This window comes from Mesorhizobium sp. M0058 (assembly GCF_040323095.1).
Classification (GTDB): domain Bacteria; phylum Pseudomonadota; class Alphaproteobacteria; order Rhizobiales; family Rhizobiaceae; genus Mesorhizobium.
This window is the reverse complement of record NZ_JAMYUQ010000017.1, coordinates 105,578-117,156: the sequence shown is the minus strand read 5'-3', so window position 1 is coordinate 117,156 and position 11,579 is coordinate 105,578. Positions and strand designations below refer to the sequence as shown.

11 protein-coding genes are annotated in these 11,579 nt (G+C 58.8%); 5 read left to right on the top strand and 6 right to left on the bottom strand.

Features of this window, described 5'->3' with window-relative positions; all coding sequences use genetic code 11:
• Positions 1 to 156: 156 nt before the first annotated feature.
• The gene (locus NKJ75_RS26640; protein ID WP_023672482.1) at positions 157 to 819 is read right to left on the bottom strand and encodes a LexA family transcriptional regulator; all 663 of its coding nucleotides are present in this window, start codon (positions 817 to 819) and stop codon (positions 157 to 159) included.
• Positions 820 to 899: 80 nt separating this feature from the next.
• On the opposite strand from NKJ75_RS26640, the gene NKJ75_RS26635 reads away from it, so the two are divergent.
• The 3 genes from NKJ75_RS26635 (at position 900) to NKJ75_RS26625 (ending at position 2,979) form a co-directional block, all read left to right on the top strand.
• Positions 900 to 1,274 (top strand): hypothetical protein, encoded by a 375-nt coding sequence (locus tag NKJ75_RS26635; protein ID WP_352500387.1) that lies wholly within the window; start codon positions 900 to 902, stop codon positions 1,272 to 1,274.
• A gap of 85 nt (positions 1,275 to 1,359) precedes the next feature.
• A complete protein-coding gene (locus tag NKJ75_RS26630; protein WP_352500386.1) occupies positions 1,360 to 2,052 on the top strand; it encodes a GcrA cell cycle regulator in 693 nt (230 codons plus the stop codon).
• Positions 2,053 to 2,379: 327 nt separating this feature from the next.
• Positions 2,380 to 2,979 (top strand): DUF6456 domain-containing protein, encoded by a 600-nt coding sequence (locus NKJ75_RS26625; RefSeq protein WP_352500385.1) that lies wholly within the window; start codon positions 2,380 to 2,382, stop codon positions 2,977 to 2,979.
• A 65-nt stretch (positions 2,980 to 3,044) separates the two neighbouring features.
• On the opposite strand, the gene NKJ75_RS26620 is transcribed toward NKJ75_RS26625, so the two are convergent.
• On the bottom strand, positions 3,045 to 3,353 hold the full coding sequence (locus NKJ75_RS26620) for a hypothetical protein (RefSeq protein ID WP_023693854.1): 309 nt from the start codon (positions 3,351 to 3,353) through the stop codon (positions 3,045 to 3,047).
• A gap of 203 nt (positions 3,354 to 3,556) precedes the next feature.
• On the opposite strand from NKJ75_RS26620, the gene NKJ75_RS26615 reads away from it, so the two are divergent.
• Positions 3,557 to 4,441, top strand: coding sequence for an NmrA family NAD(P)-binding protein (locus NKJ75_RS26615; protein WP_023814870.1), 885 nt, complete (start codon positions 3,557 to 3,559; stop codon positions 4,439 to 4,441).
• Positions 4,442 to 4,498: 57 nt separating this feature from the next.
• Here NKJ75_RS26615 and NKJ75_RS26610 read toward each other — a convergent pair whose 3' ends face one another.
• Together NKJ75_RS26610 and NKJ75_RS26605 are read right to left on the bottom strand one after the other, a co-directional pair.
• Complete coding sequence (locus NKJ75_RS26610) at positions 4,499 to 5,266, bottom strand: COG3904 family protein (protein WP_155923295.1); 768 nt, start codon at positions 5,264 to 5,266, stop codon at positions 4,499 to 4,501.
• A 147-nt stretch (positions 5,267 to 5,413) separates the two neighbouring features.
• Complete coding sequence (locus NKJ75_RS26605; RefSeq protein WP_023824439.1) at positions 5,414 to 6,688, bottom strand: DUF763 domain-containing protein; 1,275 nt, start codon at positions 6,686 to 6,688, stop codon at positions 5,414 to 5,416.
• A 337-nt stretch (positions 6,689 to 7,025) separates the two neighbouring features.
• On the opposite strand from NKJ75_RS26605, the gene NKJ75_RS26600 reads away from it, so the two are divergent.
• A complete protein-coding gene (locus tag NKJ75_RS26600) occupies positions 7,026 to 8,309 on the top strand; it encodes a DNA cytosine methyltransferase (protein ID WP_352500384.1) in 1,284 nt (427 codons plus the stop codon).
• Here the strand turns inward: NKJ75_RS26600 and NKJ75_RS26595 are convergent.
• Entirely contained in the window at positions 8,262 to 9,188 is a 927-nt protein-coding gene (locus NKJ75_RS26595) for a response regulator (RefSeq protein ID WP_352500383.1), read from the bottom strand. The genes NKJ75_RS26600 and NKJ75_RS26595 overlap by 48 nt on opposite strands.
• A complete protein-coding gene (locus tag NKJ75_RS26590) occupies positions 9,185 to 11,554 on the bottom strand; it encodes an ATP-binding protein (RefSeq protein WP_352500382.1) in 2,370 nt (789 codons plus the stop codon). The genes NKJ75_RS26595 and NKJ75_RS26590 overlap by 4 nt, the downstream gene beginning before the upstream one ends.
• Between the last annotated feature and the right edge of the window lie 25 nt (positions 11,555 to 11,579).

Below are 11,579 nucleotides of genomic sequence, written 5' to 3'. Positions count from 1 at the left end.
GGAGATGTCGCCGAAGGCGACAGAGGGGGTCGGTACGTCCTGACGCGACTTCCTATCGCGGACAGAGGACGTCAGCGCCTTACGCGCGGCGACCCCCTCTGGCCTGCCGGCCATCTCCCCCTCGAGGCGGGAGATTGCGCCTCACCGCCTTCTCCCTCACATATCGATCATCGAGCGCTTCACCCGGCCGATGATGGTGATGGCGCCTTCCAGCGCCGGCGGCGGGATGTCCATGTAGGAGGCCGGCTGGAAGGGCGGGTTCTCGTTGGGGCGGTAACGCTTGTAGGTGGCCTGGCCGGATTCGTCCGAAATGACGTAGCAGCCATTGGTCACCAGCCGCTTGTCCCTGAGGTTGACGAAGATGATCGAATCCGGTGGCGAGATCTTGTTCATCGACGGGCCGTCGACGCGCAGAGCAATCCATTGGCCCTGCTCCAGATCGGTGGTGGGGATGGTCGGATAGTCGCTGAGATTGACCACCATGTCCTGGCTGCCGAGTTCGCCGGCGCTGATCCATGAGACGATGGGCACATCGACGGTGGCCAGCGACGGCATCGGGATCTGCCGGCCCGACTCGTCAAAGCCGAAATGGCCCCCCGCAAGGCTGCCGCCGTCACCGTTGAACAAGAGCCAGCCGGGATCGACGCCGAACAGGCGGCCGTATTTCTCCGCCGCCTTGCGCGACAGCGGCCGGTTACCGTTCTCGTGACTGATCAGCGTGTTCTTGTTGATGTCGCGCAATGCCCGCGCAGCGTCGCTCGGCGAGGCATAGCCCGCCTCCGCCCGCGCCTGCTGCAATCTGTGCCTCGGTTCCTGCATCGTACAAATTGCCTGAAATTTATCGTCCAATATGTACGATTTCGCTTGCGTACGTTTCGTACATATCGTACGCTTAGCGCATGATCGAACAAATCGCAAGCGTTTCCGCAGACATCCTCAGCTTTCTCCCATCGTCCGGGCTGTCCTCCTCCCCGGTCCGGACGCAAACCGGGGCTTCTGCCCCGGATCCGGTCGAACCGTCGTCCCCCCGATCGACCGGAACGGCCGGAGCCGCTCCTCTCCCGGCTCCGGCCACCTCTTCAGCCCATGGCGCCGCCAGTGCGCCAAGGGCTGTTTCCGGCGGGCAGGGCCTTTCCTGCATCCGCACGGAAGACGGCACCGTCATCCTGTTCGACCGGCTGACGGGCAGGGCAGTTTCCGCCCTCACCAAAGCTGCCGCCGAAGCCGCCTTGCGGCATCTCGCCGACTCGCTGCCGGCCGCCAGTATCGGCTGACCGCACCGACCATCCGCTCTGATTTTTTCCCGTAGGCCCTCGGGCCGGCGCTCCGCCTTTGCGCGCGCAATCAATGGATACCGACATGACTGCCTATACCGACACCGAATTGCAGGAGATCGCCGTCTGGCTGAGGGATGGCCTGTCGGCCACAGGGATCGCCGTCCGCTTCACGGCGCTGCGCGGCAGTCCGGTCTCGCGCAATGCCATCATCGGCATCGTCCACCGCAACAGCGCGTTGAAGACCATCGGCTTCGCCAACCCCAGAGGCGGCAGGTCCGGCGGCCGACCGAGGAAGAATGCGACGGGGAAGACTGCGGCAAACGAGAATACCGCCAAGAGGAATCCGCCGGCGCAGCCAAGCAAGCTCGTAAGGGAAGTAGGAGTTTCGAAGCAGGCCGCGCCGGTCAAACCGGCCGCCAAACCGAGCCGTCAGCCATCGGCCAGGCCTCTGTTGCCAGCCCGTCCGGCGCCCTCGATCCCGGGCGAAGGACGGCTGGTGGTGGACGGCGAAATCTACCGCTTCAATATGCCGGCGCCGCGCCCTGCCTCGCTCGGGCGTCAGCCGCATGTCGCCGCCATGCGCTTCATCGACTGCCTGTTCGACCGCTGCCGCGCGCCGCTCGACCTGACGCTGGAGGAAGACCCCGACAACGATGCTCCCGGCAGTCGGCCGGGGCTCGAGATGCTGTGCTGCGGCCTGCGCACAAGGGCGCTGAAAAGCTACTGCGAATATCATCAGACGCGTTTCCACCGACCTGTGGCGGAGGTGGTGTGAGCGGCTGGGCTCCGTTCCTCGCCTCCGGACGACCCCACCAATGATCGAAAGCCGGCGGGACAGCGCCCCCCTCTGTTCTGCCGGACGTTCGTCGCTCGGAAAGCCAAGCAATTGGCTTTCCGTCCGCTTCGCGGACCACTCCTCAACCCCCACGAGGGGGGCGATCGGATATCGCCGCCGATTTCGCCAATTGCCAACGTTGCAGAGGCGCAGCCGCCGAAACTGCCAATCTCCCCCCAAGTGGGGGAGATGCCCGGCAGGGCAGAGGGGGGCGCGAAGGAACGCCAACCTTCCGGCTCAACAACCCAATCCCACAAGGATCCCCCGATGAGCAAAAAAACCGCGCAGAAAGCCAAACCGCCGAAATTGCCTGCGGGCGAAGCCGAGCAGGTGCGCATCCGCCGCGAGATCGGCCATGATTTCGCGCTGAAGGACGATCGCTTCGGCCGCAAGCGGTTGAGCGTCGGCACCGAAGAGGCGCGGCGCGTCTACGAGGTCTCCAATGACGGCTACACCGCGACCGGCGGCATCGTGCGGGTGCGCAATGTCGATCCGCTGGTCGGCATCACCTCGCTGACCCGCCAGCAGCGCGAGGCCGGCCAGCGGTTTCGCGACGATTTCGAGCGCGCCTCGCGTGACGGGCTGCGGCCGATGCCGTGGGAAGAGCGCATCGACGGCGGCCGCATCAATGGCGGCATCCCCGACCGCGTGCTCAACGACGGCCGCGCTCATGCTCACGCCGTCGCCGCCCTGGCCCACTGGGAAGTGGCGGAAGTGGTCCGCCAGATCTGCCTCGAAGGCCAGTCGGTGAAGGCGCTCGCCGAACGCACCGGCGAGGGACGAGATGTGGTGGTGAAGCTGTTGAAGGTCGGGCTCGACCTTTTGGCCGTGGGTTACGGGATGATGCTGATGCGGAAGCCGCGATAAGGCCGGCAGCCGCGCAGGAAGCGGCCGGCCGGCAGATGCCGGCCGACCGGTTTCACCCTATCGGATCACCGTTCGCAAACGCGAATTTCCTCGACGATCCTGTGATGATGGCGCCAATGCTTGACCAACTCTATACGGCAATGGCGATGGTGCCTGTGATACCTGTGGTACCTGAAGCCGTTATCGTAGGCATCATACTGGTAGTAGGGGCGAGGAGCGTAGCGATCGTAATAGTCGCCATAGCTGTCATTGTAGTCATCGTCATAGTAGCCGTTGCCGATGCCGATCACGACGCGCCCGCCGGCATTCGCCGGGGCGATCATCGCCGCCGCCGCAGTGATAGCGATAGCCGAAGCAAGCAGGAGCTTTCTCATAGCTGCCTCCTATTCAAGGTTGCGCTAATATAACTCGCTGGACACGACCTCGTTCCATAATTTTGCAAGATGCGAACGACCCCTGCGCCGTGCATTGCGAGGAAAGTCAGCGTCACCTCCTGTCAGCATCGTCCCCCGATTTTTGAACCCTTCGCCGCCCCAGCCATTAATCCGGCATGAATCAGCAAGGGAAGGACGAGACCATGCATGTCATTCTTGGAGGTACCGGCCATGTCGGCTCGGCGGCGGCAATGGCGCTGTTGCGGCAGGGCGAGGATGTCACGGTGGTGACGCGCGACGAGTCGAAGGCCGCATGGTTGGTTGAACAGGGCGCGGAGGCCGCGGTTGCCGATGTGCTCGATGTCGAGGCGCTGCGTGAAGTCTTGCGGCGCGGCAAGCGGGCGTTTCTGCTCAACCCGCCGGCCGATCCATCGACCGACACCGACGCCGAGGAGCGCAAGACGGTTGGCGCCATTGCGACGGCACTGGAGGGGTCCGGCCTCGAAAAAGTGGTAGCGGAATCGACCTATGGCGCGCAGGCCGGCGAGGGTGTCGGCGATCTCACCGTCCTTTACGGCCTCGAGCAGAAGCTGAAGGCCCAGGCCATTCCGGCAAGCATCAACCGCGCCGCCTATTACATGAGCAACTGGGATCAGGCCCTGGAGACGGCGCGGCGCGACGGCGTCATCACCTCCTTCTTCCCGGCGGATTTCGAGCTGCCGATGGTGGCGCCGCAGGATCTCGGCGAGGCTGCGGCGAGACGTCTGCTGGAGCCGGCGGACAAGACCGGCACGCACTATATCGAGGGTCCTCGGCGCTACTCCGCCGCCGATGTCGCCGCAGCCTTCAGTGCGGCGTTGCGCAAAAACGTGCGCGTGGTCACGGTGCCGCGGGAGCGCTGGACAGAAACCTACGAAAAACTAGGCTTCTCCAAAGCGGCGGCCGAGTCCTATGCCCGCATGACCGGGGCCACGCTGGACAAGCCGATGCAGCCGGAAAACCCGGAGCGCGGCACGACCAGCCTGGAAAGCTATATTGCTGCGCTCATCGAGGGCCGGCCGGAAGACCTGTTGAAGGGCGCAGCGTAAAGTGAAGGGTTGCTGTTGAGAAACAGGCGCTTCGACGACCTACGTGGCCCGCTATTCCTATTGCCTGACCGTTCGGCAGTTGCCCGCCGGCGGCGTGGTCTTGCAGATATCGATGGAGGTGCGCGTGTCGCCGTGACCGGTTTCGGTTATCAGATTCAGGTCCAAAAGTTCGTATGTCACGAGGTATCGTATGCTGTCGTCGGGTATTTTTTGCATGGCCGATACGATCCACGAACCTGCTTTCATCTCGGTGAAATAGCTGTCGACCTTGCGTTCATACCATTTGGGTATCGGAACGAGGACGATGGTCTTCTTGCCGTGGATTTTCTTGGCGGCCGGCAGCATGATCCGGTGAATGCCGACAAAGGCGCGGCTGTCTGCCAGGCGCCGTACGCCGCCCGCAAGAACCATCGTACAAGCTGACGAACAGACTGCGCCGACGGGGTTGGCGACGCCGAAGCGGAGGTCGCCCGGCCCGCAGGCTTTTGTGTCTGGCGCGCATTCGGAGAACTCCGTCTTGCCAACCATCGTGTCGAGCCCGCTGGCGCGGATCATATGGCCAAGCGCCATCGCCGCATCGGTCTCGCCGCCCGGGGAATTCAACGCCAAAGGCAATTTGCGGGGGCCGAGTTTTTTCAGCAAAGCCTTCAGCAAAGCTGGCGTGCCGGCCACGATGTGACCTTCCGCCGAAATCCATTCCGGGCATGTCGGCTCGCATCCTGGCGTGCTGTTGCGTACAACGACGAAGTGCATCGGCGGTGTATATGCCAGTATGGCAGGCTCAGGCGTCGTTTGGGCGATCGCGCCGCCAATCGCCAGCAGCACGAAAACCAACGTCCATGCGAATGTCTTCATGCCGAGCCTCGCCTGGCAGAGCATCACTTGAGAAATGGGTCTTTGCAAGCATTATCAAAACAAGCCGAGCACGTGTTTCTATGGGCCGCGCACTATCTCTGCATGATGGACAGGCAGCTACTGGCGGCCCCTGTCTGAACCGTCGTCGCTTTCCGCCGCCCCCTCCCACCCGAACACACTGCGCCCGCCAAGCAGATGCGACTGGTCGAACTCGCCGGCGACGATCTCCTTAAGGCTTGGCCCGGTGACGTAGCGCTCCAGCCGCCGCGCTTCGCCATCCAGCCGCTGCAGCGCGCCGAGCTCTTCCTCGCGGCCGAGCTTGGCCTTGCCGACGGCCGATTTCAGCACCGCGATCGTCTCGTCATAGACTTTCAGCGGCACCGGGAAGGGGTGGCGGTCCTTGCCGCCATGGGCGAGCGAGAAGCGCGCCGGATCGGAGAAGCGGCAGGGCGCGCCATGCACCACTTCCGCCACCATGGCCAGCGCCCGCACCGTGCGCGCGCCGACGCCGGGCACCAGCAGCAGCTCGGGAAAATCGGCCGGCCCGCTTTCGATGGCGGCGGAAATGTTGCCGTGCAGCCGGTGCATGACGATGTCGCTCTCGCGCACGTCGTGATGCGCCGGCATCACCAGATTGGGCAGCATCGGCTGCGCCGCCGGTTTCGCAGGCGCTGCTTTCGGCGGCGGCTCCAGCACGGCAAGCTCGTCGAGGATCCGTTCCGGGCTCATGGTCTTCAACAGGTCGATCTGGCCGCTACGTGACGGCGCGGCGCGATGGTCGGTCAGGTTGACGATCTCGCCCTGCCGCTCGCCCTCGATCGCCGCATGCGGCTGGTCGACGAAGCTTGTCAGCCCTTCCGACAGCCAGTGATAGCGCCGCGCCTGGCGGCTGTCGCCGTTCATGCCTTGCTGCACCACCACCCAGCGGCTGTCGTCGGTGACGATGAAGCCGTGCAGATAGAGGTCGAAACCGTCCTGCACGGCCGCACTGTCCACCTTGGCGACCAAGCGGCTGGCGGTGGCAAGCGCCGCACCATCGATGCCGACGCGCTCGCCGATCGCCATCAGCTCCTGCGGCGTCTTGCGCGAATGCGCGCCGCGCCCGCCGCAGACATGGATGCCGAGCTCCCGCGACATCGGGTTCAGCCCGCGCTTCAGCGCGCCGACGACCGAGGTGGTGATGCCTGAGGAGTGCCAGTCCATGCCCATGACGGCGCCGAAGGACTGGAACCAGAACGGATGCGCCAGCCGCCGCAACAGCTCGTCGCGGCCATAGTGATGGATGATCGCCTCGCACAACACCGCACCCAGCCGCGTCATGCGATCGCCCAGCCATTTCGGAACCCGCCCGCCATGCAGCGGCAAGTCCGCACTGCCGCTTCGCTGTGTCAAGTGAATGCTCCCGTGGATGCCGGCGCACCGGCGGTGCGCCTGAGATCTAGATGGCATTTGGGGGGAGATTTGCAAGCGCTGACGGCTCGATGAAGGGCCTGATGAAAAGTCCGGAGAGGGCTGTCGTCGGTAATGAAGCTGTTGAAGGTTGGACTCGTGGGAGAATAATCTGGAACACCCTATCACCAAAAAAATTGTATATTTGTTCTCGATATGTTCTTATGCGAGAAGCATTTGTAGGCTACCATGCGCGAATCCTTGACCTCGTTTGGAGTTTGTGCATTGGACAGGATTCATTCATACCTTTCATGTACATAGCTCAATTTTGTGGGTGGCCATGTCCGAAAGAGAAGAGCAAAAGTTGCAATTTATTGACGTTTTTTCTGGCTGTGGGGGACTATCTCTCGGACTCTCGCAAGCAGGATTGCGGGGACTTTTTGCGATCGAACGAAACGAGTCAGCTTTCGAAACATTCGAAGCGAATTTTCTGGCACCCAACTCGGTGTACAAGTTCCAGTGGCCGCCATGGCTGCCCAAGGAGGCTATCGGAATAGAGGAGTTGATGGAGAGCCACGAGGCGGAACTCGCGGGCCTAGAGGGTATGATCGACGTTCTCGCTGGCGGGCCTCCATGCCAAGGATTTTCATCGGCGGGCCGGCGGCGGGTCAATGATCCTCGCAACCAGCTTTTCAAATCCTATCTGAAACTCGTGGATATGGTGAAGCCGAGGGCGGTGCTGATCGAGAACGTGAGGGGTTTTACAGTAGATTTTCAGAGTGCATCAGCCAAAGACAACTATTCTTCCATGCTCACTGAGGCGCTCTCCGATGAGTATCAGGTGAAGGATGCCCTGCTTAATCTGTCGTCCTTCGGCGTGCCGCAAAATCGCGTTCGTTATTTCGTCCTGGCGTTTAGAAAAGGCCTGAAAGTCGGAGAGCCATTTAACGAGCTTAGCAAGATGCTTCCAGGTTTTCTTCGGGCCCTTGGATTGCAAGCGCCAGTTTCATCTTGGGCCGCGATCTCGGATCTTGAGATCTCAAGATGCGGGGAACAAGCATCCTCGGAGAGTGCTGGATTCACTGAAATCAACTATGTTGGGCCGCGCACGAAATACCAGCGCCTGATGGCGACTGAATCCGGCCCAGGTGACTTGCGGTTGGCACGGCATAGCAAGGCAGTCTTGGGTCGATTTGCAGAGCTTATAGAACTATGTCGCGCGGAAGGACGCTTAAACATCAGTATTAGCGAGAGTTTGCGCCAAAAGTTCGGATTGAAGAAGAGAGCGCTACGGGTTCTTGACCCAGACCGTCCGTCTCCGACTATTACAAGTATGCCGGATGACCTGATACACTATAAAGAACCGAGGATACTGACTGTGCGGGAAAACGCTAGACTGCAGTCATTTCCAGATTGGTTTGCCTTTAAAGGCAAATACACAACGGGGGGGAAGAGACGGCGGCATGAGGTCCCTCGATATACTCAGGTTGCAAATGCAGTCCCGCCTCTTGCCGGCCGAGCGATTGGAACAGTAATAGCTAAGATTCTGCAGGCGAATCTATCGGCAAAAAGCCTATCAGGAGAGCTTGATGCTGTCCCGGAGCTTGCGAAAATCGGCGCGTAAATCCAGTAAGGCTCGACGCAGTCCGCGCATGTCCTCAAGGCCGACCTCTTTCCCGCCGATAGTTGCGAAGGTCGAGGGCTTCCCTGCAGGGATTAATACCAAATGGCCTAATTCATTCCGCATCGGGACTACCTTAGAGATATAATTTGCTAGGCCGCCTCGCAACGAATCATGGTCATCGTAGTCTTTGATTTTCAGTGCGGTGCTAAGCACGCGAAGACGATCATTTGCTCCAAAAAGTGCATGCGCTTGAAGTATCACAGCTATGCTAGCTGCAGCGTCCAACTCTTTGGCCTTATCTCCGAGTTCCTCAATCCTGTTCAGAACAATTTTCTTGGCCTTTTCCAATAGCGCCCTCTGGTCAGGTTCCCCAGCCCTCTCGTTGATGCCCGACAGACATTCCACCACCATTTGATCTATGTCGCTGGTTGCACCCATTACGATGCCGCGAGTGTGGTCTAGGTCAAGGACCTTCTTCACCAACGTCTCGAAGACCGCCATAACCTCGTCAATAAGGGCGTTCTTGCTGGCGCAGTAAACACCCTCAGCTCCGGCCTCGTAGGCGTGCTTCCGCAATTGAGTGACATCAGTGTAGGAGGAGTAGAAAATCACATCTTTATAGGGGATTGTCTCTCGTATTTCTGCAATCACCTGCTGGCCTCTTAGGTTCGCGCCTAAGTCCCAGTCAACAAGAATCAGGTCGACTTCATCGACGAATACATCATCACGAACCTGAGCTCTGACTTCATCCAGTGACTGAGTCGTTTTCGCGACAAAATCAAAGCCTTGATCTCGCATTCGAGTGCCGATGGCCTTCAGTTGGTCCTTTAACTGGCCAGGCTGGTCATCGACCCATAGAACGTTGAAGTCGAGCCTCATTCGGATTTCCGCTTCGGGGGAACGATTTTGAGTACAAAACTCGTACCCTTTTCAGCCTCTGCCAACTCAATAGTACCTCCCATTTCGCCTAGAATCTGACGAACGTGGTAGAGGCCAAGGCCGGAACCATGAGTTGTCGTGTATCCCATCTCGAAGATCCGCGACTTATCGACAGATGCTGGAATACCTCGGCCGTTGTCGGAGACGCTAATTTGCAAGCCAGTCTTTCCAATAGGCGTTAATTCGAAGGTAATTAAATTAGCCCTAGCCTTACGGGCATTGCTTATGAGATTGTCTACTAGGATCGAAATGTCAATTGGATTGAAGGTCGCCTCTAAGCCAGTATGAGTGTTATCCACTTCTATACGCATTCGGGCGCTAGAAAATTGCTTTGCAATATCCTCGATGTAATCCGTCGTGAAGCCGGCGATGTCGGTGGTTATTTTCTCTGATTCAAGTTTAAACGCGGCCCGAGCAGCAAAACGGGTAATAGCGTAGACTTTTGCATTGAGATAGGCGATCTGCTCGAAGGCTTTAAGAACGTTCTCTCGCGGGATCGACTTCTGGCGAGCGGTGTCGTTAAGAAAGTTTTCGATCTGTTGCGCAGCATTAACAGAATAGATGGTAACCTGATGGTGCAAATTGAGGATCGTGGCGGCGTCAAGGTCCACTATCGATTCAAGAAAGTGCGAACGTCGACGCTCGGTTTCGACTTCGGCCTTAGCTTCTTCAGCAACAGATTCAGCTGCCGTTGCCCGTGCTTCGGCTTCTCGCGCTGCTTCGCGCTGTTCGTCGGCGGCCTTGCGTGCTTCTGCCTCTGCTCGTTTCAACTCATCGAAGCGTTTTTCGGCCTCTGCGACCTTCGACAAGAGAGCCTTATCATTGACTTTCTCGGCGATGGTGCGAAGGCTAACAATGGATGATTCGAACTCTGCGGATCGCTCGTTGAGGATACTGACTAGCTCGCGGCTGTAGTCGAGAAGTTCAATGCTCTCATTATCCACCAGATTAGCTACCGCCGCTGTTACGCGCGCCTTTCCAGGCTCAGTTAGCAGGCGAGATATATCGTCGGTGAGTGATTCGCCCTTGTCGACCCATGAAACTGGGACAACATAGCGCTCAAGCCGCCTGAGGCAGTTATCCATCACGAAATCGCGCAGTTGACGGACAGCAGGCGTGTCGATCAGGCCTTGGTTCCGGCTGGATGCCTCCTGAAATTTGTCCTCTGCGCCGCTGACGTCAACTCGGCCGATTATCTCACGCGTTCCAAGGAAGCGGTTGTAACCCTGCTGTTTGCGCCGAGTGAAGCCAAACCAATCATCGTCTTGTTCGCCAATTGGGAAGACTCGAAAACCGTTTCTAAATAGAAAGAGGTTGCCGAACTGCACGGAGGGCAAACCCACTCGGCGGGCGAACGTTATCTTAGCTGATTGATTTAGATAATAGATATCGCAGCGAAGTTCGGCGCCTTCTAGAAGATCAAAATCGTTGGGTTCACGGATAGCGTATATAAGCTCCCCCCGGTCAGTTAAATTTGTATAGATGTGACTATCTTTGATCCAAACACTGATAAAGGTCGTCTTCTCTCGCAGTGCTGAAAATATGAAGTTGCCGACTCGGCCGTTCACGGTATCGCGTGCAGAGGGCTCTTCGCTTCGAGATACCGCCTTGGCAATAGCCCTTTGGTCTTCAATTTCCTCAGCTGGAGCGACGATATGGATAGAAAAGCCGTCCGTTCCGGATCCGAACGGATTGATCAGCTTGGCGAGCGCGGATTTGAGACGCTTGAGAACCTCGCGGTCCCATTTTTGGCGCAGGTCGCGTATTTCCAGCACCGTGCCGTTGCTTAATGTCTTGGCGAAAGCTGAGAGTTCAAGCGGGAGTTCAAAAGTCGCTGTGGCCTCATAGTCCACAGGCACGTTTTCAAACCTTTCACGGTCGTTTTCTTCGAACCGTGCCCAGAAGGTTGTAAGTCTATTGACGATTTTATTTGGCGTAGCTTCTGAGCGACTTTGCAGAATGATTTCAGAGCCAAGGCGATCGGACGAAAAACGCCCGATCCCCTTACTCCCAGCAAAGGGGCCGCGAGCGGCAGCCAATGCACGAAAATCTCTGTCATTCTCTGGGTTGCGCTTGGCCGAATATGCGACGCTAAGCCATTTGTTTGTGATGTCCTCGTAAGACATCCCACGTCCATCATCGGCGATGACAATGTTGTTTTCGCCAAAGTACAAGTAAACTTGTTTAGCTGCGGCATCGAAAGAGTTTTTTACCAACTCAAAGACGGCCACCTCGTCGTTCGTTATCAATTCGCGTCCAAGGACTCTTTTGAGCCCGGACATAACATCGAAATGCAATTCGGTCATTGTGTCATTGCCGGGCCCGCCGTCC

Coding starts and splice junctions, on each gene's coding strand:
- NKJ75_RS26625 (WP_352500385.1), top strand. CDS start 2,380: ATGAGCAAAAAAACCGCGCAGAAAGCCAAACCGCCGAAATTGCCTGCG.
- NKJ75_RS26630 (WP_352500386.1), top strand. CDS start 1,360: ATGACTGCCTATACCGACACCGAATTGCAGGAGATCGCCGTCTGGCTG.
- NKJ75_RS26615 (WP_023814870.1), top strand. CDS start 3,557: ATGCATGTCATTCTTGGAGGTACCGGCCATGTCGGCTCGGCGGCGGCA.
- NKJ75_RS26635 (WP_352500387.1), top strand. CDS start 900: ATGATCGAACAAATCGCAAGCGTTTCCGCAGACATCCTCAGCTTTCTC.
- NKJ75_RS26640 (WP_023672482.1), bottom strand. CDS start 819: ATGCAGGAACCGAGGCACAGATTGCAGCAGGCGCGGGCGGAGGCGGGC.
- NKJ75_RS26595 (WP_352500383.1), bottom strand. CDS start 9,188: ATGAGGCTCGACTTCAACGTTCTATGGGTCGATGACCAGCCTGGCCAG.
- NKJ75_RS26590 (WP_352500382.1), bottom strand. CDS start 11,554: ATGACCGAATTGCATTTCGATGTTATGTCCGGGCTCAAAAGAGTCCTT.
- NKJ75_RS26600 (WP_352500384.1), top strand. CDS start 7,026: ATGTCCGAAAGAGAAGAGCAAAAGTTGCAATTTATTGACGTTTTTTCT.
- NKJ75_RS26620 (WP_023693854.1), bottom strand. CDS start 3,353: ATGAGAAAGCTCCTGCTTGCTTCGGCTATCGCTATCACTGCGGCGGCG.